Genomic DNA, 21,186 nt, shown 5'->3' on the forward strand with positions numbered 1-21,186 from the left:
GTAGCTCGTCAGGCTCATAACCTGAAGGTCACAGGTTCAAATCCTGTCCCCGCAACCAAATCCTACGACAGCCCCGATGCGAAAGCATCGGGGCTGTCGTCGTTTGCGGTGTCCTTCGCCGGTCGCGACAGACCACGCGACAAGAATGCCGAACCGGCCGTGCCTGTGCGGGTGTACGTTTGTGGAATCCCGGCATCAGGATAATGCTGCCGCACGGCGCGCGCGCTATCGTTGGTATCGCTCGATTGCGGGCCCCAGGGGGGCAGATGATGCTCCGGATCGGTGAAGGGCCACACGATCCCGGTGCGTGGGGCAGGCCGGTGACCGACCTGCCCCTGTGCTCGTTCAGAAGCGCATCGTCCCGCCGAACGCGACGGTGCGGCCGCTGACGGTGTTGGTCATCACCCGCTTTGCGGTGCCGTCGGCATATTGGACGATCGGCTCGTCGGTGATGTTGATCACGTCGAGCGTCAGCTTGAACCGCGGTGTCAGATTGACATAGGCCGAGGCGTCGAGGTTCGTGGTGCCCTTGATATATTCGCCGATATTGCCGTTGCCGCCATCGCCCCAGCGATAGCGCGAGCGCGTTGCGATCGAGCCACGCGCGCCCCAGCGATCGGTGTCGTAATAGAGCGTCGCGTTCGACGAGAATTTCGACAATGTCGGCAGCGGCAGGCGGACCGGCACGCCCGCATAGAAGACGTCGGTCGACCCGCTGGCGACCGTGACGTTGCCGAGTATGCCGAGCTTGTCGAACGGCGCGGGCAGGAAGTCGAAGTCGCGCTTTGCGGCGACCTCGATCCCCTTGATCGACGCGCCGGGGCCGTTGATCGGGCGCGTATAGTTCACCAGCACCGCAGGGTCGACGCCGACGGGCAGCAGCGCCGCCGGATAGCCGGTCGAGGCGTAGGACACGAGCCGCGTCTCCGACGTGATGTACGAGTCCATATGCTTGTAGAAGGCGCCGATCGCGAGCGATCCGCGCGTGCCGTCATAATATTCGAGCGACGTCTCGATCGAATCGGCGATGAACGGCTTCAGATTGGGGTTGCCGGCCGCGATCGTGCCGCCGAACGAGGCGAGGTTGAGCGTCCCGGCCGCGCGCATGTCGCTGAGCGCAGGGCGGCTCAGATTGCGATTGCCGCTCAGCCGGAAGACGACCGACCGGCTGAGGTCGAAGGCGAGGTTCGCCGCGGGCAGGAAACCGTCATAGCGGTTGGTCACGCTGACCGGGACGAGCGCGCTGCCGACCAGCGCGGTTCCGGCGGATCCGAGATCGGTATGGTAATAGCGCACGCCGACATTGGCGCGCAGGCCGATCGCGCCGAGCCGGGTGGCGAGGTCATATTGCAGATAGGCGCCATAGGTCCGTTCGGTCAGGTCATAGGCGGTGCCGGCGACGGTGCTGTTCGCGTCGACGGTCATACTCTGGCCGAGCAGCGCATAGGTGCCGGCGACATCGCCGATCACATAGGGGGCGAGCGTGCTGTCGGTCAGGACGCTGGTCGGGACGTCGGGCACGCCCGGCTTGTTCTCGTAGCTGGGCGCGACCTTGCGCTGCCAGCCGCCATTGGTGAAGCGCTTGAACCCCGCGCCCGCCTTGATCGTCGACCCCGTGGCGACGGTCCAGGCAAGCTCTGCCTTGCTGTTGTAGAATTCGCTCTCGATCCGGTCGGCGCGGGTCTCGAGGCCCTGCAAATCCCATTGCGACGCGTCGGTGGTGTCGAAGCCATAGTCGGTCCGCGGCGAGGCGGTGTTCAGCCCCGAAAAGGAATAGCTCTTGCCGACCGCCTCGAGATAGACCTGGGCATAGCGCGATGCGAAGGTCGATCGCGACCAGCCGCCCAGGACGTTGAGCGTCAGGTTGCTGGCGAGATCGGTATGCGCGTTGAGCGCGGCCTGCCAGAAGGTCGTCTGGTCATGCGTCACCTTGGATTCGGTGCGCATGTCGACGCGGTCGAACGACGCGCCGACGATGTCGTTGAAATCGTCGAAGGTGACGCCGGTCAGCAGCTGCGTGCCGGTCACGTTGTTCGCGGCGACGCCGTTGGTCCCCGCGGCGCCGATCACGCCCGAGCGCCGGTCGTTGTTCAGCCGGCCATAGAGCAGGTCAAGCGAGACGTCGGTGCGGTCGTCGGGATGATATTGCAGTGCGGTGGTGACGCCGAGGCGTTCGCGCTTGTTGAAGAACGTGGCGTAAGTCTGCGCACGGCTGTTCCAGACGCGTGCGGCACCGGTCGCGCCCACCAGGAGCGCGCGGTCCGCCGCGGAGACGGCGGGCCCGACATTGGCCGCGCCGAAATTGATCTGCGACCAGTTCCAGTTGCGATAGCCGAACTCGACGGTCTCGGCGGTGCTGTACGCGACCGAGGCGAGGACGCCGAAATCTCCCCAACGATCGGATATCAGCCCGACGAGGCGCGGTGTGACCGTCTTGGTATATTGGTTCGCCTGGCCGCGGGCGGAGGCGACGACGGTGAGCCCGTCATAGTCGAACGGCTTGGCGGTGTGCAGCCCGACCGTGCCGCCGATGCCGCCCTCGTCCTGCTGCGCCGCATAGGATTTCTCGACGACGACCTTGTTGAACAGCTCGGACGCGAAGATGCTGTAGTCGAACGCGCGCGACCGGCTGACCGACGAACGGCTGTCGAGCCCCGACGAGGTATTGGTGAGCACCTCCATGCCGTTCAGCTGCGTGCGGGTGAAATCCGCGCCAAGGCCGCGTAGCGAGATCTGGCGGCCCTCGCCGCTGTCGCGGGTGATCGCGACGCCGGGGATGCGCTGGAGCGCCTCGGCGAGGTTCTGGTCGGGAAACGCGGCGATGTCCTGCGCCAGGATCACCTCCTGCGACCCGGTTGCGGCCTTCTTGATCTGCTGCGCCTTGGCGACGCTCTGGCGGTAGCCCCGGACGACGATGTCGGCACCGTCATCGGCGAGGGGGTCAGGCTGCGTGGCCTGCGCGATCGCCTGGGCTTCGGTCCCGCCGGGCGCCGCGGCAGGAGCGTATGCCGTCGTCACCGGCCCCATGTGCCGCGCGACGGTGACCGTGCCGCCGACGATCCTGCCGTCGACCGCGCTGCCCGCGGTGATCCGCGCGAGCGCCTGTTCCGCGGTCATCCGCCCGCGCAGGCGCTGGCTGCGTGCGCCCTGCAGCAGCGACGGCGACGTCGCGAGCTGCAGCCCGGTCAGCCGTGAGAAGGCGAGGAGCGCGTCGGCGAGACCCTGTGCGGGAACGTCGAAGCTGAACTGGCGTGGTGCCGGTGGTGCGGTCTGCGCAATCGCAGGCGCGCAGACGAGGCCGGACAGTGCGACGGACGCGAGCAGACGCCGCGCCAGACGAATTCTATGAAACATGATTTCCCCCCGAGATGGTTCGAGGGCAAGACGGGCAGGCGCCCGGAAACCCGACAAAGTATTTGGTTTCAGTTATATGACAGCGAAGTCTGATGTAGGTCGGTGTTTATACTGACGGTGGTGCTGCACAATTTGGGGGATCGGGCGGCGTCCGCGCGAACTCCTTGTCGCACCCTCTCCGAAATTGTCACAAACGCGGCCTAGGTCGCCGGGATCAACAACCCGGACGAGCCATGCCAGCGACGCTTCCCCAGATCGACACCCGCGCGGGCGAGCCCGCGGTCGAGGACTGGCGCGCGATCGCGGCGACGCTGAGTCGCTATGTCCGCGCGCGGACCAGCCGGGTCGATGTCGTCGAGGACGTCGTGCAGGAGACGCTGTCGCGACTGGTGCACCAGGGGCGCGTGCAGAAGCTGGTCAGCATCTATGCGCTCGGCTTTCGGATCGCCGCGAATCTGTTGGTCGACCATCATCGCAGGGACCGCCGCTATGTCGCCGAACGCGCGGAGGAGCCCGTCAGCCAGGCGCCCCTGCCGGATCGGGTACTGGTCGGCCGCGAGGCGGTCGCGATCCTCCGGGACGCGCTCGACGCCATGCCGCCGCTGCGCCGCGACGTGCTTGTCCGCCGCCGTTTGCAGGGGCAAAGCTGCGCGGCGATAGCGAGGGATCTGGGGTTGAGCCCGAAGGCAGTCGAGAAACACATCACCCGCGGCCTGGCAGACCTTCACAAGGCGATGCCGGGAGAGGCGATTGCGTGCGGACGCGGGCGATGAGCCGCGAGAGCCAGATCGCCGAGGATGCCGCCGCGTGGATCGACCGGCTCAACCAGCCGGCGTTCGATGCCGCGGCGGGGCCGGACTTCGATGCGTGGATGGCAGCGTCACCGCGGCACCGCGCGGTCTTCGCCGAGATGCAGGCGCTCTGGCAATCGGAGGCGCTGGTCGAGGCGCTCGGGACCGCGGCGTGCGCCCCTGCGGCCGCGATCCCGCCGGCCCCGCGGGTCGATCGCGCGCGTCGGGGGCGGCGATCGGCGCCGTGGCTCGCCGCTGCGGCCTGCGCGATGCTGCTTGTGATCGCACTGCTCGGGCCGATGCTGGCGACGACGCGCTATCGCACCGGCCCTGGCGAAAGCCGCACCGTCGTGCTCGCGGACGGGTCGCGCGTCGACCTGAGCGGCGACACCGAGCTGCGCGTGCGAATTCTGCCGTGGCACCGCGGTGCCGAGCTCGTCCGCGGCGAGGCCTATTTCGATATCCGCCACGAACGCAGCCGGATGTTCCGGGTCGCGAGCGGCACCACATCCGTCCGCGTGCTAGGCACCGCGTTCAACGTCGACCGCCAGTCGCCGACGCGCACCGCCGTGGTCGTCTATCGCGGTGCGGTCGAGGTCGGCGTCGCCGGGGAAGCGGATCTGGTGCTGCACAAGGGCGACGGCGCACGCGTCGTCGACGGGCAGGTCACGGCGCAACCGCGCATCGCGGCGAGCGCGCCCGAGTGGAAGTCGGGGTGGTTCGAGGCGTCCGACGTTCCGCTCGCGGTGCTGATCGGCAAGGTTCAGCGTTACTCGGCGCGGCCGATCCTGTTGGAGGATCGCGGCCTGCAGGCGCTTCCGATCAGCGGCCGCTTCCATATTTCCGATACCGACCGCGCATTGCAGGCGGTGCAGGCGGCCTATCAGGTCGATGTCGCTTACGGGAAAGACGCGATCGCCATCCGCCCGGCGGGTGAGCGCGGGAATCCGTAGGATCGCCGCCGCCCGTTCTTTTGTCTGTCGGGTTTTGCCCCGCTGCTCCGTCTTTCCGGCATAGCAGGTCGCGCTGCGACGCCGGTCGGGCGCTGCAGGCGCGCGCTGCCGCAGGGAGTGTCCTTATGGCTCAGTTCGATCGCCGCAATCTGGTCAAGGCCGGCCTCTCGCTCGCAATGCTGGGCGGGGCGGGGGCGCCGCGGTTGCTGGCGAAGGCGACGTTCACGCGCGATCCGTTCACGCTCGGTGTCGCCTCCGGAGACCCCTGGCCCGACGGGTTCGTGATCTGGACCCGGCTGGCGCCCGAGCCGCAGACCCCGGACGGCGGCATGCCGCCGCATGATGTTCCGGTCCGCTGGGACATCGCCGAGGACCCCGGTTTCCGCAAGATCGTCCGGACGGGATCGGCGGTCGCCGACGCGACGCTTGCGCATTCGGTCCATGTCGAGGTCGACGGGCTGCGATCGCACCGCCCCTATTGGTATCGCTTCCTCGTCCAGGGTGCCGGATCGAGCCCGGTGGGGACCGCGCGCACCGCGCCTGCGGCGGGCGCGTCGCTCGATCGGCTGCGGCTGGCGATGCTGGGGTGCCAGGATTTCGAGACGGGCTTCTTCACCGCCTATGCGCATGTCGCGCGCGAGCCCGATCTCGACGCGGTCTTCCATTATGGCGACTATATCTACGAGATGGCGACCCGGGCCGAGCCCAGTCCGCGCAAGCACCTCGGCACCGAGACCCATACGCTCGACCAGTATCGTCGCCGCTATGCGCAGTACAAGGCGGATCCCGACCTGCAGGCGGCGCATGCGGCGGTCGCGTTCATCATGTCGTTCGACGATCACGAGATCGACGACAATTGGGCGGGCGAATTCGACAAGGACGGCAACCCGCCGCCGGTGTTCGCCGCGCGCAAGGCCGCGGCGTTGCAGGCCTGGTACGAGCATGTCCCCGTCCGCCGCGCGCAACGGCCCGGGACCGGGCGCGCCTATCGCCGGTTCGATTACGGCACGCTGGCGCGGATGCACGTGCTCGACACGCGCTCGGCCCGCAGCGACCAGCTCTGCGAGCGGCCCGGGATCGCGCGGGGCGAACTCGACGCCTGCGTGCCCGTCGACCGGCCGGGGCGCACGATGCTGGGGGCCGCGCAGGAGCGCTGGCTCGACGACGGGCTCGCCAATGACGCCCGGTGGAACTTCATCGCGCAGCAGGTGCTGTTCATGCCCTATGACGCGCGCAAGGACGGCGCGACGACGCCGGTGGTCGGCAAGGACAATTGGAACGGCTATCCGCTCGCGCGGCAGCGGCTCGTCGACGGCATCGCGCGGCGCGGGCTGACCAATGTCGTGATCGGCAGCGGTGACCTGCACCAGAATGTCGTCGGTTCGGTCCCGCGCGACGCGAACGACCTGGGCGGTCCCGCGATCGCGACCGAGTTTCTCGCGACCTCGATCTCGTCGGGCGGCACCGGCGGTGCGCGTTATGCGGGCGAGACGCGCGCGCTCGACCATAATCCGAACGTCAGCCTGCTCAACAACCAGCGCGGCTATCAGCTGTTCACCGTGACGCCGGACCGCTGGCTTGCCGAGGTGAAGGTGATGGATCAGGTCGATCGGCCGGGCGGGTCGATCTCCACCTTCGCCAAGTTCGTGGTGGATCCGAAACAGCCCGGGCCACAGCCGGCCTGACGCGGTTGCGCGACCCCCGTGCGGACGCTCAGGGGTTTTCGATCGAGGCCTGCGTGTCGGTATGCGGCGCCTCGAACGTCGCCCATTCGCCTTCGCCATCCGGGTCGGGGCGGGGCGGCGGCCCCGCAATGCCGTCGTGATCGGGGCGGTCGCCGGTACGCGCACGGTGGAGATGGACCTTGGCGATCATGTTCGCCGAAATCGGCGCGGTGATGAACAGGAACAGCGAGATCAGCAGCTCGTGCGCGGTCCAGACGCCGAGCCGGACCTGGAAGAACACGACCGACGCCAGCAGCAGCCCGCCGAGCCCGAGCGTCGTCGCCTTGGTCGGGCCGTGCAGCCGCTCCATCGTCGAGGGCAGGCGGACCAGCCCCCAGCTACCGATCAGCACGAATGCCGCGCCGAGCAGGATCAGGCCGGCGATGACGATCTCGACGATGCCGCTCATTCGACGATGTCCCCGCGCAGGAGGAACTTGCAATAGGCGATGGTGCTGACGAACCCGACCATCGCCAGCAGCAGCGCGGCTTCGAAATAGGTGTCGTTGCCGCCCATCATGCCGATCACGACGATCACCGCGATGACGTTGATCACCATGGTGTCGAGCGCGAGGATCCGGTCGGCGAGCGCGGGCCCGCGGTACAGCCGCCAGCCGTTGAGCAGCAACGCGAGCGCGATGGCGATGGCGGCGATCTGCAAGGCTATGGCGATCATGCGAAGATCCTCAGCAGCGGCGCCTCGTAGCGGGTCTTGATCCGCGCGATCTCGGCGGCCGCGTCCGCGACGTCGAGCGCGTGGACCAGCAGGAAGCGCCCGTCGGCGGAGACGTCGGACGAGACCGTCCCCGGCGTCAGGCTGATCGTCGCGGCGAGCACGGTGATCGCCTCGGGCGACGACAGGGCGACGGGCACGACCAGCCAGCGCGAGCGGAGATCGCGGTTGCGCCGGAACAGGATCAGCCGCGCGACCTCGAAATTGGCGACGACGATGTCGTAGAGCACGAGGCCGACATAGCCGAGCAGCGCGCGGCCGAAGCGGACGCGGGGGCGATCGGGCCAGAAGGGCTCGGTGAACTTGGGCAGGACGATCCCGAAGACCAGACCGAGCAGGATCCCGCCGACCGTGATGCTGTTCGCCATCAGCAGCCAGACGACGACCAGCATCGCGGTCAGCGCCGGGTGGGGGAGGAGGCGCTTGATCATCGCGTCGCCTCCGTCAGGACCGCCGCCGCATAGCGATCGGGGGCATAGATCTGCGCGGCGGTCGCCTGTGCCTGTGCGGTGGCCCAGCCGGCACCCAGCGTCAGCAGCGCGAGCAGCACGAGCAGCGTCGCCGGCGCGATCAGTTCGGCGCGCGACCGGTCCGCGCCGGCGATCGGGTCGGCATCGTCGGCCGCCTTCCAGAACAGCGTGCTGCCGCTGCGGGCAAAGCCGACCACGCCGATCAGCGTGGTGCCCAGCACCGTCGCCCAGATCACCGGCCATGGCTCGGCCGTGACGCTGCTCTGGAGGATGAACAGCTTGGCGACGAACCCCGACAGCGGCGGCAGGCCGACCGCGGCGATCGTCGCGGCGAGGAACAGCAGCCCGGTCGCCTGCTGCCCCGCAAAGCGCGGACTGGGGACGATCGCGTCGCTATATTGGCCGCGTCGGCGCAGCGTCACGTCGGCGACGAGGAACAGCGCCGCGCCCGCCAGCGTCGCGTGGACGAGATAGAACAGCGCGGCGGCGGTCGTCGCCTGCGTCCAGCAGGAAACCGCGAGCAGCAGCGTCCCGGTCGAGCCGAGGATCGCGAACGCCGCCTGTTCGCGCATCGCGCGCGCCGCCAGCACGCCGACGAAGCCGGTGATCGCGGTCAGCACGGCGGCGGGCAGCAGCCACGGCGCTGGCACCCAGGCGGCGGCGCCCGCGGCATCGCCGAAGATCAGCGGCACGACCCGGATCATCGCATAGACGCCGACCTTGGTCATGATCGCGAACAGCGCGGCGACGACCGGCGCGGTCGCGGCATAGGTGCGCGGCAGCCACAGATGCAGCGGCACGACCGCCGCCTTCAGCGCGAACACCGCGAGCAGCAACAGCCCGGCGAGCCGGATCAGCCCCTGATCCGCCGCGCCCAGTGCGGCGATGCGCTGGCCGAGATCGGCCATGTTGAGCATGCCGGTCAGCCCGTAGAGCAGCCCCAGCGCGATCAGGAACAGCGCCGAGCCGACGATGTTGACGACGACATAGGCGACCCCCGCCTTCAGCCGCGCCGCCCCCTGACCGTGGAGCATCAGCCCGTAGGAGGCGATCAGCAGCACTTCGAAGAACACGAACAGGTTGAACAGGTCCCCGGTCAGAAACGCGCCGTTCAGCCCGAGCAGCTGGAACTGGAACAGGGGGTGGAAATGCCAGCCCTTGCGGTCGACCGCGGTGACGACCGCGTGGAGCATCACCACCAGCGCCAGCACCGCCGCGAGCACCAGCATCATGGCGGACAGCCGGTCGAGCACCAGCACGATCCCGAACGGAGCGGGCCAGCCGCCGAGCGGATAGGCGCGGATCGAATCGTCCTGCGCGATGCCGAACAGCGCGAGCGCGACGACCAGCATCGCGGTGCAGCCGGCGAGCGACAGCGCGACGCCGACATGCCGCCGCCGCCGCATCACCATCAGCGTCAGCGGCGCGATGATCGCGGGGATCACGACCGGCGCGATCACGAGATGGTCGAGCAGCGTCATGCGCGATCCTGCTCCGGGCCGGGGACGGCGTCGGCGATGCCGTCGACCTGATCGGATCCGCTTTCGAGGAAACTGCGCAGCGACAGGATGACGACCAGCGCGGTCATCCCGAAGGTGATCACGATCGCGGTCAGCACCAGCGCCTGGGGCAGCGGATCGGCATGGTCGGTCACGCCCTTGGCGAACAGCGGCGGGCGGTCGACGACGAGCCGACCGATCGCGAACAGGAACAGGTTCACGGCGTAGGACAGCAAGGTCAGCCCGAGCACGACCTGAAAGGTGCGCCCGCGCAGCGCGAGATAGACGCCGCCCGCGGTCAGCACCGCGATTCCGCTGGCGATCAGGAATTCCAGACTCATGCCGATGTCTCCTCGTCGGCCTGATCGCGGCTGCGCGCCGCGCGCTGCGCAACGTGGCTGAGCTGGGCGAGCGCCATCATCACCGCGCCGACGACGACGCAGGCGACGCCGGTGTCGAAGAACATCGCGGTCGCCAGCTCGACCTCGCCGACCAGCGGAATGTGGAAATAGCCGAAGCTGCTCGTCAGGAAGCGCGCGCCGAAGACGAGCGAGCCGAGCCCCGTCGCGGTCGCGATCAGCACGCCGACCGCGATCAACGGATGTTCGCCGATACGGCGGCGGTCGTCGGTCCAGTCGAAGCCCGAGGCGAGATATTGCAGCAGGATCGCAATCGAGACGACCAGCGCGGCGATGAACCCGCCGCCGGGCTGGTTATGCCCGCGCAGGAAGATGTAGAGGCCGACCAGCAGCGCGAGCGGCAGCAGCAGCCGCGTCGCCATCACGAACATCATCGGGTGGCGCTCGGGCGAATGCGGCATGTCGTGCCGCCATTCGCGCAACCGCCGCCCCGCCGTGCCGCGCGCCGCGGGCTCGAGCAGCGCATAGATGGCCAGCCCCGCGATCCCGAGCACGATGATCTCGCCCAAGGTGTCGAACGCGCGGAAATCGACCAGGGTCACGTTGACGACATTGGTCCCGCCGCCGCCCGGATAGCTGTTCGCCCAGTGGAAGGACGAGACCGTGTCGCGCAGGTCGCGCGTCATCACCGCCCAGGCCGCCCAGCCGGTGCCGATCCCGGCGATCGCCGCCAGCAGCGCATCGCGGCTGCGGCGCGGCAGGCTCGAGAGTTGCGGCGGGACCTTGGGCAACAGGTGCAGCGCGAGCAGCATCAGCAGGATCGTCACGACCTCGACCGCGATCTGGGTCAGCGCGAGATCGGGGGCGGAAAGATGGACGAAGGCGAGCGCGATGACGAGGCCAATGACGCTGATGAAGACCAGCGCGAGGAAGCGCTGACGTTGCATCACCACGACGATGCCGGTCGCGACGACCAGCGCGAACCAGGCGACGACCGCGACCGGCGACGCGGGCAGCGTCGCGCGCGTCCCCGCGGGCAGCCCGCCGGGCGTCAGCGCGGCATCGATCCCGAACAGCACCGCCACCGCGAACAGCATGAACAGATAGCGTTGCAGCGACGGCGCATGAATCGCGAGCGAGGCGTCGCGGCTGCGCGCGACGATCGCCGCCATCGCGCCATCGAACAGCCGCTTGGCATCGAGCGTTCGCCGCCCGTCCAGCCAGCGCGCGACCGGCGCGCGCCGCCACAGCAGCAGCGCACCGATCACGACCGCGAGCGCGCTCATCCCCAGGGCGGGGTTGATCCCGTGCCACAGCGCCAGATCCAGCGCGGGCGGGCTGCCACCGATCACCGCCCCCGTCGCGGCGCGCACCAGCGGCCCGGCGATCGTCGTCGGCAACAGCCCGAAACCGAGCGCGACGAGCACGAGCACGATCGACGGTCCGATCATCGCCATCCCGGGATCGTGCGGGGCGACGACATTCCCCGTCGCGCGACGCCCGAAAAACTGTCCGGTGGCGTAGCGCAGCGAATAGGCGACCGACAGCGTCGCCGCGATCGTCGCGAGCAGGGGCACGAGCCAGGACCGGCCATCGTGCGCGGCATGCAGGCTTTGTTCGAGCATCATTTCCTTGGAGATGAACCCGCCGAGCGGCGGCAACCCCGCCATCGCCGCGACCGCCAGCGTACCGAGCGTCGCGGTCAGCGGCATCAGCGCGGCGAGCCCGCCGAGGCGACGGATATCGCGCGTCCCCGTCTCGTGATCGACGATGCCCGCGTTCATGAACAGCGCCGCCTTGAACGCGGCGTGGTTGAGAATGTGGAATACTGCCGCCGCGGCGGCGGCGGGCGTGCCGAAACCAAGCAGCATCACCATCAGCCCGAGCTGGCTGATCGTCGAATAGGCGAGGATCGCCTTCAGATCGTTGCGGAACAGCGCGACGCCCGCGCCGAACAGCATCGTCACGAGCCCGGTCGAGGCGACCAGATAAAACCACAAGTCGCTGCCCGCGAGCACCGGCCACAGCCGCGCGAGCAGGAAGACGCCCGCCTTCACCATCGTCGCGGAATGGAGATAGGCGCTGACCGGCGTCGGCGCGGCCATCGCGTGCGGCAGCCAGAAATGGAACGGGAACTGCGCCGACTTGGTGAACGCGCCGAGCAGGACGAGCGTCAGGATCGCAGGATAGAGCGGCGACGCCTGGACGACGGCGCCACGCGTCAGGATCGTCGCGAGCTCATAGGATCCCGCCGCCTGGCCGAGCAGCAGCATCCCCGCGATCAGCGCCAGCCCGCCGCCGCCCGTCACCGCGAGCGCCATCCGCGCGCCCTGCCGCGCGTCGGCCCGGTCGCGCCAGAAGCCGATCAGCAGGAACGACGACAGGCTGGTCAGTTCCCAGAATATCAGCATCAGCAAGATGTTGTTCGACACCGCGATACCGATCATCGCGCCCTGGAACAGCATCAGGAACGACAGGAACCGCCCGGTCGGCTCAGCCTTGGCGAGATAGCCCTGCGCATAGATCACGACGAGCAGGCCGATGCCGAGGATCAGCCCGGCGAACAGCAGCCCGAGCGGATCGAGCCACAGGCTGAGATCGACCCCGAGCGCCGGGATCCACGCGATCCGCGCGGTCAGCGGGGTTCCCGCGAGGACCGCGGGCGCGGCCAGAAGCAGCAGCGCGAGCCCCGCCGCGCTCGCACCGGCGGCGATCCCGACATGCATGCGACGGCCGCCACGTGCGCCGAGCGCCAGCATCAGCGCCGCCGCGAACGGCAGCACCATCAGGAGCATCAGGGGCATGGCAGATCGTTTCCCGGCGACGTCACGAGACTTGCCATCGCACGATATGGCTTCCGGGTCGACCGGACTACGCCCAGCGGCCCTGACGATATCCCGGGGGCATCGACCCGCGATGCGCGTTGATGCCGCATCGGGAGCCTCGCGCCCCGGAATAGCGGAGCGACCATGCGCACGATCGACTTCAGTTCCTGGCAGACCACGTTGCTGACGCTGTTCGGGCTCGCGCTGGTGACCGCGATCGGCGTCGGCATCCGCCTCGTCACGATGATGACGATCCAGCAGCGCCGCGAACGGATCAACCGGCAGATCAACGAACGGCTGCGTACGCTGATCGCGGCCTACAAGACGCTGGGTGGGTCCTTCACGGGCACGCTGACGGTCGACCCCGCGCATCGGCGCGACCTGCGTCGCCGGGGCGAGGCGGTTCCTGCCGATGCGGCGGATGTCACGATCGACACGGGATCGGACCGCGGCCGGCGGATCCGCGACGCAGTCGAGGCGGCGCTGTCGGACATCATCCTGCTCGGCACCGACGAGCAGGTCCGGCTGGCCGCACAGGCCGCGGGCGAACTCGCGGCAGGCCGGCCGGTCCCGACGCATGCGCTGGTGGTGTCGCTGCGCGATTTCGTGCGCGCCGCGCTCGATCTGGCACCCGTCCCGACCGACCTGGTCCTGCCCACGCAGGGCCCGACGCGGCCGGCCGCCGGCGGCGGCCGCGGCAAGGGCGACGGCGCCTCAGCCGCCCGTGGTTCGGGCGGTGGCGGTGGTGGTGGCGGTGGAGGACAGGGCGGCGGCGGCGGGGGCGGCGACACGGTTGCCGCGGGGGAGGACGCTCCGGCTCCCGGTACCCGCGCGTAACGCCGTTACGGCGCGACCTCTGCCCCATAAGCGCGCGTGAACAGGTCGAGCGCGCGCGCCGCCTGCCGGCGCGCTTCCTCCGGACCGGGTATGCCGACAACCCCCCAGAGCCGCAGATTCTGTTGCGCCTGGGCGAGCAGCAACAGGTGCATCGCCGCCTGCACCGGATCATCGGCGCGCAGGTCGCCGGCGTCCATCCGGCCGCGCAGATAGAGTGAAAGCTGTTCGATCACGATCTGCGGCCCGCGGGCATAGAAGATGCGGCCGATCTCGGGAAACCGCCCGCCTTCGCCGACGATCAGCCGGTGCAGCCGGATGTTGTCGGGATGCAGCAGCTTGGCCTGGAAGCGTTCGAGGAAATCGAGCAGCGTCGTCGCACAGTCGCGCCCCGGGCGCAGCGCATCCTCGAGGCTCTGGCGGAAGTTCGACGTGACGTCGTCGAGCACCGCGCTGAACAGATCCTCCTTGGAGGGGAAATAGGCCCAGAGCGTCCCCTTCGACCCGCCAAGCTGCGTGGCGATCGTCGACATCGAGGTGGCGGCATAGCCATGGTCGAGAAACGCCTCGCGCGCGGTCGCCACGATCGTCTCGCGACGGGCTTCGCGGTTCAGATCGCGGCGGGTTTTCGGCTCGGACATAGTCGTACTATACGGTACGATTATTTATTGACAAGTCCACGACCCGGGACCATCTGCCGAGCGTACGCAGGAGTACGATGATTCAATGCGACTGATTCGATTCGCCGGCTGCACTGCAATCGCAGCCGGGCTTGCCGGCTGCGCGGTGCCCGATCTGGGGCCGCCGCCCGTCCTGGCATCCGCGGACACCTATGCATCGCGCAACAGCCTCGCGTCGAACGGCCCGGCGTCGAATGCGGCATGGCTGGCGGCGCAGTGGTGGCGGGGCTACGGCGATGCGCAGCTCGACACGCTGATCACCGAGGCGCTGGCGGGATCGCCCGACATCGCGATCGCGGCGGCGCGCGTGCGGACCGCGCGCGGCGCCGTGCAGCAGGCGGGTGCCGCCAACCAGCCGCGACTCGACGCCGAGGGCACGGTCGGGCTCAACAAGCAGAGCTACAATAACGGCATCCCAGCGGAGTTCATCCCGAAGGGCTGGAACGACACGGGCCGGCTGGCACTCGACGCAGGCCTCGATCTCGACCTGTTCGGGCGCAACCGCGCGGCGCTGGTCGCGGCGACGTCGGAGGCCGAGGCGGCGCGGCTCGATGGCGAGCAGGCGGCGCTAACGCTCGCGACCGATATCGCCGCGCGCTATGCCGATCTCGCGCGGCTCTATGCCGAACAGGACGTGCTGCAGCGGGCGAATGCGGTGCGCAGCGCGAGCGAGCGGCTGGTGAACGAGCGTGTCGCGATCGGGCTCGATACGCAGGCCGAGCTCAAACAGGCGCGCTCCGCGGTGCCGGCGTCGCGGGTCGACCTGGCCAGCAACGCCGAACAGATCGCGCTCGCCAAGAACGCGATCGCCGCGCTGCTCGGCGCGGGGCCCGATCGCGCGCTGACGATCACCCGGCCTGCGGTCCCCGTGCTTGCCACCGAACTCCCCGCCGACGCGGCGATCGGCCTGATCGGCCGGCGTCCCGACGTCGCCGCCGCGCGCGCGCGCGCCGAAGCGGCGGCGAGCCGGATCAAGGTCGCCCGCGCCGATTTCTACCCCAATCTCAGCCTGTCGGGGCTGATCGGGCTGCAATCGCTCGGCCTAGACAACCTGTTCAAGGGCGGATCGAGCATCGGCAATGTCGGCCCGGCGATCAGCCTGCCGATCTTTCGCGGCGGCGCGCTGCAGGGCCAGTATCGGCAGGCGCGCGGCCAGTATGACGAGGCGGTCGGCAGCTATGACCGCATCGTGATCAACGCACTGCGCGAGGTCGCGGATGTCGTGACCAGCCGGCGCCAGGTCGCCGCACAGATGCGCGATGCGCGCGCGTCGCTGGTCGATGCCGAAGGCGCGTATCAGGTCGCGCAGCTGCGCTATCGCGGCGGCCTGTCGACCTTTCTCAACGTGCTGAGCGCCGAGGAAGCGGTGCTGACCGCGCGGCGTTCGGTCGCGGCGATCGATTCGCGCCGGTTCGCGCTCGACGTGCAGTTGGTGCGCGCGCTCGGCGGCGGCTTCCAACCCCTTATCCAGACCAGCGGGACACGATGATGGACACCCCATCCCACGACAGCGACCAGACTCCCGCCGAGGAGCCCAAGGCCGACGCCAAGGTCGAAACCGCCAACCCGGGCAAGCGCAAGCGGCTGCTGCTGATCTTCGCGGCCGTGCTGGTCGTGATCGCCATCCTGTATTTCGTCTACGATGCGCTCGTGCTGTCGAAGCGCGTGACGACCGACAATGCCTATGTCGCGGCGGAAACCGCGCAGGTCATGCCGCTGGTCAGCGGGCAGGTGATCGCGGTCACGGTGAGCAACACACAGACCGTCAAGCGCGGGCAGGTGCTCATGCGGCTCGACGATGCCGACCTGCAGATCGCGGTCGCGCAGGCCGAAGCCGATCTGGCAGGCGCCGAGCGCCGCTATGGCCAGACCGCGGCGACGGGCGATGCGCTCCAGGCGCAGGCCAATGCGCGCGGTGCCGATATCGGTGCCGCCCGCGCGCAGCTGCTGCTCGCCCAGGGCAATCTCGACCGCGCGCAGATCGATTATCAGCGTCGCCAGGCGCTGGTCGCGGCGGGCGCGGTATCGGGTGACGAGGTGACCGCGGCGACGAACGCGCTGCGCACCGCGCGCGCCAATGTCGCGATCGCGCAGGCGGGGATCGCGCAGGCGACCGCGACCCGCGCCTCCGCGCTCGAGGATCGCGCCGCCAACACCGCGCTGACCCGCGGCACCACGCGCGACAACGCCCCCGAGGTCCTTGCCGCGCGCGCCAAGCTGCGCCAGGCCCGGCTCGACCTGTCGCGTGCGGTCGTGCGTGCGCCGATCGACGGCGTGATCTCGCAGCGCAACGTCCAGATCGGCCAGCGGCTCGCGCCCGGCACCGCGGCGATGGTGATCGTGCCGGTCGATCAGCTCTATGTCGATGCGAACTACAAGGAGGGCCAGCTGCAGCATGTCCGCGTCGGCCAGCATGCGACGCTGATCTCCGACCTGCACGGCGACGACGTCGTCTATCACGGCCGCGTCGTCGGGCTTGCCGGCGGGACCGGCGCATCGTCCGCGCTGATCCCCGCGCAGAACGCGACCGGCAACTGGATCAAGGTGGTCCAGCGTCTGCCGGTGCGCATCGCGCTCGATCCCAAGGAACTGCGCGATCATCCGTTGCGCGTCGGGCTGTCGATGGACGCCGAGATCGACATCTCGGGCGATCGCTAGGAGCGGATCGATGGCCGCCGACACGTCCGCGCCGGTGCTGACCGGCCCGCGCCTCATCCTTGCGGGCTTCGTGCTGGCGCTGACCAACTTCATGGTAGTGCTCGACACGACCATCGCCAATGTGTCGGTGCCGCATATCTCGGGCGGGCTCGGCGTGTCGCCGACCCAGGGGGCCTGGGTCGTCACCTCCTATTCGGTCGCCGAGGCGATCTGCGTGCCGCTGACCGGGTGGCTGGTCCGGCGGTTCGGGACGATCCGCGTCTTCATGGCGGCGATGATCGGCTTTGCGGTCTTCTCCGCCTTGTGCGGCCTCGCCTCGTCGCTCGGCGCGATGGTCGCGTTCCGGATCGGGCAGGGCTTTTGCGGCGGCCCGCTGATGCCGCTGACGCAGACGCTGCTGCTGACCATCTTTCCCCCGCAGAAGCGCGCGGCGGCGATGGGCGCCTGGGCGATGACGACGGTCACCGCGCCGATCCTCGGGCCGATCCTGGGCGGGACGATCAGCGACAACTGGTCCTGGCCGTGGATCTTCTACATCAACCTGCCGATCGCGATCTTCTGCATCGTCGGCGTCTTCACGCTGTTGCGCAAGTCGGAGACCAAGACCGAGATCGTGCCGATCGACCGTTTCGGCCTGTTCCTGATGGTCGTGTGGATCGCGGCGCTGCAGATCATGCTCGATCTCGGGCGCGAGCATGACTGGCTGGGGTCGAGCTTCATCGTCGGCTGCGCGATCATCGCGGCGATCGGCTTCGTCACCTTCCTGATCTGGGAGCTGACCGCGGGCAATCCGATCGTCGACCTGCGCGTGTTCCGGCACCGCGGGTTCACCGTCGCGGTGACCGCGCTCGCCTTCAGCTTCGGGACCTTCTTCGCCTCGGTCGTGATCATCCCGCAATGGCTGCAGTCGACGATGGGCTATACCGCGAGCGATGCGGGCTATGTGACCGCGTTCAACGGCGTGCTCGCGGTGATCTTCTCGCCGATCGTCGCCAAGCTGAGCAACAAGGTCGATCCGCGCGCGCTGGTGTGTTTCGGGATCTTCTGGCTCGGACTGACGTCGGTGCTGCGGACCTTCTGGTTCAGCGGTGCGGATTTCTGGATCCTGGCGGCGCCGCAGCTCGTCCAGGGGCTGGGGATGCCGTTCTTCTTCATCCCGCTGACGATCATCGCGCTGGGCGCGGTCGATCCCGAGGAAACCGCGTCGGCGGCGGGCGTGATGAGCTTCCTGCGCACGCTGGCGGCGGCGATCGGCACCTCGATCGGCAGCACCATGTGGCAGAACAACGCGCAGACGAACCGCGCCGAGCTGACCAACATCCTCAACAATGGCGATCAGGTGATCGCCAACGCGCAGCAGCACGGGCTGAGCGCGGAACAGGGGCGCGGGCTGATCGAGCGCGTGGTCGAGCAGGAAAGCTTCGCGCTGGCGACGAACCATCTGTTCGCCTTTGCCGCGCTGATCTTCTTCGTGTCCGCCGCGATCATCTGGCTGGCGCCGCGGCCCGCCCGGCCGGTCGACCCCGCCGCCGCGCACTGATCCGGTGGTGAGAAGACGGGGGGCACCGCGGCGCCCCCCGTCCGGTCTCAGTATTTCACGCGCAGACGCGTATAGTAGAAGCCGCCGTTGAAGCCGAACGGTCCGCCGTTGCGCGGATAGACCTGGCCGTCCGACGTGCCGCCGGTGAGCGGATAGATCTGCACCGTCGAGGTCGGCTTGAGCCGGTCGGGATGCTCGTCGGTGAAGTTCTGCGCGCCGACCGCGACCGTGAAATGCTCGGCGAAGGTGTAGCTGAGCTCCAGATCGGTGACGAACTTGCCGCTGAACACCTGGTTCGGCACGCCGTTGGTCTGGCCGTAATCCTGCGCGCTGGTGAACGAGCTGTAGTAATTCTCGCGGACGTTCAGGCTCAGATTGTCGAGCGTCCAGCCGGCGTTGAAGACGACGCGGTGCTTTGGCGCGAGGTTTTCCGCGTCGATCAGCTGCGCGGTGCCGACCACCCGGGCATCGAACTCGGTAACCTTGGTGTCGTTGTAGTTATACGCCAACGAGAAGTTCAGCTCCGCCTCGCTGAACCGCGTGCGGTAGGTGCCGACGACGTCGATGCCCTGGGTCCGCGTCTTGAAGCCGTTGGTGAAATACTGGACCTGGCCGCCGACACCGACCGGCAGCAGCGCTGGCTGCGCGGCAAGGTCCGCCGCGGTGACGATGAAGGGCGAGGTCAGGCCGATCCGGTTGCGCAGGTTGATCCGGTAGCCATCGACCGTGACCGTCATTCCGCGGACCGGTTCGAGGATGAAGCCGAGGCCGTAATTGGTCGACTTTTCCGGGGTCAGGTTGCTCGCGCCATAATATTGCGCGACCGCGGTGTTGGTCGGGTAGGTGCCCGCCTGGAACGCGACGCCGTTGTTGAACGAGGTCGTGACGATCGAGACGTTCGACTGGCCCGGCGACGGTGCGTGGAAGCCCGTGCCGAAGCTGCCGCGGACCGAGAAGGCGTCGGCGAACTTGTACAACGCGTTCACCTTGCCGACCCAGGCATCGCCGAACGTGTTGTAATGTTCGTACCGGCCCGCCGCGCCGACCGTCAGCGCGTCGGTCAGGTCGGTCTCGAGCCCCACATAGGCGGCATAGGCCTTCTGGCTGAACTTGCCTGCGGTGGCGGGGCTGGTGCCGGCATAGCCGCTCGCGCCGACGCCCTGCGCCGCGGTCGTGCCGGAGGCGACGTACACGCCCGGCGCGGTCTGGGTGAAGAGCTGTTGCGCGATCGCATAGGGGCCCGCGGCATAGGATTGCGTGTCGCCCGCGGTCTGTTCGTAGGTTTCCTTGCGGAACTCCCCGCCCGCCGAGATGGTCAGCGGTGCGGCGAGACCGAGGTCGGCGGCATAGGTGAAGTCGGCGTTGAAGTTGGTTTCCTTCTGGATCAGGTCGCCAAAGTCGAAGCTGGTCTGCGTCGCCGGGCCGTAGGAGAAATTGGCCGAGTCATACATCGACAGCGACAGCTTGTTGCGCGCCAGCGTGCCCGACAGGTCGTAGCTGAAGGCGCCGGACGTGCCCTTGTAGCCGAGCACGCCATACGCCTCCTGCGTCTTGCCGACGAAGCGCGGCGTGAAGCCGGCGGGGTAGAGCGTGCCGAAGCGGAAGGTGTTGCCGTCGCGCACGAAGCCGCCGCTCGGGCAGGTCGCGTTGCCGGTCGGGCAGGGGGTGAGGAAGAAGGTGTTGTTGAACGCGCCGTTCGCGCCCTGATTGCGGACCACGCCGTTCGTGTCGACCGCGGTGCTCGACACCGAGGCGCGGTAGTTGAAGCTCTGATTGCCCTTGCTCTGCGCATAATTGGCAAAGACGTAGATCTTGCTGCTGTCGGTGACGTTGATCGCCGAGTTATAGACCGACTTGAAGCCGTGCGACGGCGAATTGCCCCAGATCTGCACAGGCAGCGGATAATTGGGGAGCTGGTTCGCGAGCGCCGGGAAATTCTGCGCGAAATTGGCGGCCGAGGGGCGGGTGCGGCCGCGGCTGGTCTGGCCTTCGTCGACATATTCGCCGGTGACGTTGATGAAGCCCCAGTCGCCCTTCACGCCCGCATTGCCCGCGATCTGATAGCTTTCGCCGTCGCCCGCATAATATTGGCCGGCACGACCGACCAGTTCGATCCCCTGGTCCTCGCGCAGGCCGTAATTGAGCACGCCGGCGATCGCGTCGGAGCCATATTGCGCGGTCGCGCCCTCGCGCAGCACCTGCAGATTGCCGATTGCGAGCGACGGGATCGCCGAGATGTCGGGCCCCTGCGCACCGCGACCGAGCCCGGTGTCGCTGCCGCCATAGACCTGCACCAGCGCGGAGCGGTTATAGCGTTTGCCGTTGATCATCACGAGCACCTGATCGCCCGACAGGCCGCGCAGCGATGGCGAGCGGACGAAGGTCGAGGCGTCCGAGATCGAATTCTGGCCCGCGTAGAAGGACGGCACGATATTCTTGAGCGCGTCGATCATGTTGGCGGCGGGCTGCGACGTCAGTTCGGCCGAACTGATCACGTCGACCGGCGACGGCGACGTGGCGAGCGTGCGATCGGTGCGGCGCGTGCCCAGCACGACGATGTCGTTCGACGGTTCGGGGGTCGCGCTGGCGGCGTCGGGTACGCTTTCCTGCACGGCGCTGGCCGGTGCGGGTGTGGGCGCGGCGCCATCCTGTCCGCTGCCGGGCGTCGCTGCGAAGGCGGCGGACCCGGCAAGAAGTGCGACCGCCAGTGCGACGGTCGAGGTCGTGTATCTGATCATCCTAAGCCCCCTTTGAAAAGTGGCTCTCA

The 21,186-nt window shown here is 68.6% G+C and carries 17 protein-coding genes; 8 read left to right on the forward strand and 9 right to left on the reverse strand.

Translation table 11 applies throughout. From position 1 onward, the window contains the following. On the forward strand, window positions 1-204 hold a 204-nt coding region (locus IFT54_RS20275), incomplete at its 5' end, for a hypothetical protein (protein WP_206758145.1). 141 nt (window positions 205-345) lie between these two features. On the opposite strand, the gene IFT54_RS16650 is transcribed toward IFT54_RS20275, so the two are convergent. Further along, window positions 346-3,354 (reverse strand): TonB-dependent receptor, encoded by a 3,009-nt coding sequence (locus tag IFT54_RS16650; RefSeq protein WP_192071444.1) that lies wholly within the window; start codon window positions 3,352-3,354, stop codon window positions 346-348. A gap of 233 nt (window positions 3,355-3,587) precedes the next feature. On the opposite strand from IFT54_RS16650, the gene IFT54_RS16655 reads away from it, so the two are divergent. The 3 genes from IFT54_RS16655 to IFT54_RS16665 all read left to right on the forward strand — a co-directional run bounded on the left by IFT54_RS16655 (window position 3,588) and on the right by IFT54_RS16665 (window position 6,783). Then, window positions 3,588-4,127, forward strand: a complete 540-nt coding sequence (locus IFT54_RS16655) for an RNA polymerase sigma factor (RefSeq protein ID WP_051916211.1) — start codon at window positions 3,588-3,590, stop codon at window positions 4,125-4,127. Continuing rightward, entirely contained in the window at window positions 4,124-5,098 is a 975-nt protein-coding gene (locus tag IFT54_RS16660) for a FecR family protein (RefSeq protein ID WP_192071445.1), read from the forward strand. Before IFT54_RS16655 ends, IFT54_RS16660 begins: the two co-directional genes overlap by 4 nt. A gap of 125 nt (window positions 5,099-5,223) precedes the next feature. Further along, window positions 5,224-6,783, forward strand: coding sequence for an alkaline phosphatase D family protein (locus IFT54_RS16665; protein ID WP_192071446.1), 1,560 nt, complete (start codon window positions 5,224-5,226; stop codon window positions 6,781-6,783). Between the two features lie 28 nt (window positions 6,784-6,811). Here the strand turns inward: IFT54_RS16665 and IFT54_RS16670 are convergent, their stop codons facing one another. From IFT54_RS16670 to IFT54_RS16695, 6 genes are read right to left on the reverse strand one after another with little or no spacing between them, the layout of a single operon-like run. Continuing rightward, entirely contained in the window at window positions 6,812-7,231 is a 420-nt protein-coding gene (locus tag IFT54_RS16670; RefSeq protein WP_107931497.1) for a Na+/H+ antiporter subunit G, read from the reverse strand. After that, window positions 7,228-7,497, reverse strand: a complete 270-nt coding sequence (locus tag IFT54_RS16675; RefSeq protein WP_037531531.1) for a K+/H+ antiporter subunit F — start codon at window positions 7,495-7,497, stop codon at window positions 7,228-7,230. The genes IFT54_RS16670 and IFT54_RS16675 overlap by 4 nt, the downstream gene beginning before the upstream one ends. Then, window positions 7,494-7,985 (reverse strand): Na+/H+ antiporter subunit E, encoded by a 492-nt coding sequence (locus tag IFT54_RS16680; protein WP_056408796.1) that lies wholly within the window; start codon window positions 7,983-7,985, stop codon window positions 7,494-7,496. The genes IFT54_RS16675 and IFT54_RS16680 overlap by 4 nt, the downstream gene beginning before the upstream one ends. Continuing rightward, complete coding sequence (locus tag IFT54_RS16685) at window positions 7,982-9,505, reverse strand: monovalent cation/H+ antiporter subunit D (protein ID WP_192071447.1); 1,524 nt, start codon at window positions 9,503-9,505, stop codon at window positions 7,982-7,984. Before IFT54_RS16685 ends, IFT54_RS16680 begins: the two co-directional genes overlap by 4 nt. Further along, complete coding sequence (locus tag IFT54_RS16690) at window positions 9,502-9,864, reverse strand: Na+/H+ antiporter subunit C (protein ID WP_031440531.1); 363 nt, start codon at window positions 9,862-9,864, stop codon at window positions 9,502-9,504. Before IFT54_RS16690 ends, IFT54_RS16685 begins: the two co-directional genes overlap by 4 nt. Continuing rightward, window positions 9,861-12,686: a monovalent cation/H+ antiporter subunit A gene (locus tag IFT54_RS16695; protein ID WP_192071448.1), complete on the reverse strand. Its 2,826-nt coding sequence runs from the start codon at window positions 12,684-12,686 to the stop codon at window positions 9,861-9,863. Before IFT54_RS16695 ends, IFT54_RS16690 begins: the two co-directional genes overlap by 4 nt. 165 nt (window positions 12,687-12,851) lie before the next feature. Between IFT54_RS16695 and IFT54_RS16700 the strand changes: the two genes are divergently transcribed. After that, window positions 12,852-13,544 (forward strand): hypothetical protein, encoded by a 693-nt coding sequence (locus tag IFT54_RS16700; protein ID WP_192071449.1) that lies wholly within the window; start codon window positions 12,852-12,854, stop codon window positions 13,542-13,544. Between the two features lie 5 nt (window positions 13,545-13,549). On the opposite strand, the gene IFT54_RS16705 is transcribed toward IFT54_RS16700, so the two are convergent. Beyond that, on the reverse strand, window positions 13,550-14,182 hold the full coding sequence (locus tag IFT54_RS16705; protein ID WP_192071450.1) for a TetR/AcrR family transcriptional regulator: 633 nt from the start codon (window positions 14,180-14,182) through the stop codon (window positions 13,550-13,552). A gap of 85 nt (window positions 14,183-14,267) precedes the next feature. Between IFT54_RS16705 and IFT54_RS16710 the strand changes: the two genes are divergently transcribed. From IFT54_RS16710 to IFT54_RS16720, 3 genes are read left to right on the forward strand one after another with little or no spacing between them, the layout of a single operon-like run. Further along, a complete protein-coding gene (locus tag IFT54_RS16710; protein WP_192071451.1) occupies window positions 14,268-15,710 on the forward strand; it encodes an efflux transporter outer membrane subunit in 1,443 nt (480 codons plus the stop codon). Next, on the forward strand, window positions 15,707-16,879 hold the full coding sequence (locus IFT54_RS16715) for an HlyD family efflux transporter periplasmic adaptor subunit (protein ID WP_244649143.1): 1,173 nt from the start codon (window positions 15,707-15,709) through the stop codon (window positions 16,877-16,879). The genes IFT54_RS16710 and IFT54_RS16715 overlap by 4 nt, the downstream gene beginning before the upstream one ends. Before the next feature lie 10 nt (window positions 16,880-16,889). Continuing rightward, the gene (locus IFT54_RS16720) at window positions 16,890-18,419 is read left to right on the forward strand and encodes a DHA2 family efflux MFS transporter permease subunit (RefSeq protein ID WP_192071452.1); all 1,530 of its coding nucleotides are present in this window, start codon (window positions 16,890-16,892) and stop codon (window positions 18,417-18,419) included. A 47-nt stretch (window positions 18,420-18,466) separates the two neighbouring features. Here IFT54_RS16720 and IFT54_RS16725 read toward each other — a convergent pair whose 3' ends face one another. Continuing rightward, window positions 18,467-21,157 (reverse strand): TonB-dependent receptor plug domain-containing protein, encoded by a 2,691-nt coding sequence (locus tag IFT54_RS16725; RefSeq protein ID WP_192071453.1) that lies wholly within the window; start codon window positions 21,155-21,157, stop codon window positions 18,467-18,469. Window positions 21,158-21,186 lie beyond the last annotated feature (29 nt).

The sequence above is a fragment of the Sphingomonas sp. CFBP 13714 genome (assembly GCF_014842205.1).
Classification (GTDB): domain Bacteria; phylum Pseudomonadota; class Alphaproteobacteria; order Sphingomonadales; family Sphingomonadaceae; genus Sphingomonas; species Sphingomonas aerolata.